Source organism: Stenotrophomonas sp. SrG (genome assembly GCF_050031795.1).
Lineage (GTDB): Bacteria > Pseudomonadota > Gammaproteobacteria > Xanthomonadales > Xanthomonadaceae > Stenotrophomonas > Stenotrophomonas rhizophila_A.
In genome coordinates this window covers 1-272 of sequence record NZ_JBNBBE010000259.1, presented here as the reverse complement: position 1 = coordinate 272, position 272 = coordinate 1, and the positions used below count along the sequence as shown (strand labels likewise).

The window sequence follows — 272 nt, the reverse complement described above, 5'->3', positions numbered from 1 at the left end:
ACGCATTGCAGCGCTGGTCTTCAGCCAGCGGCTCGCAGGTATCGCGGACCACTTCGCAGCAGGCGGCGTTGACCGGCGTGTTGCCGCCCAGCGCTGTGACCGACAGCAGCACGCAGGTCGGCGGTGCCGGCTCCCGCTCGTGCAGGTAGCGTCCGCCGTCCTGGCCCTGGCACTGGTAGATCTCCGGCAGTGGCGGTTTGGCCGGGCCGTCGCCGGGCAGCTCGGCGCCGGGCTTGGGCAGGTTCGCACGATCCAGGATCGCAGTGCCCCGT

At 71.3% G+C, this 272-nt stretch carries 1 pseudogene; it reads right to left on the bottom strand.

Going from position 1 to position 272, the window contains the following annotated elements:
• Positions 1-272, bottom strand: a pseudogene (locus ACQG3P_RS19760) (hypothetical protein); the annotation flags it as partial.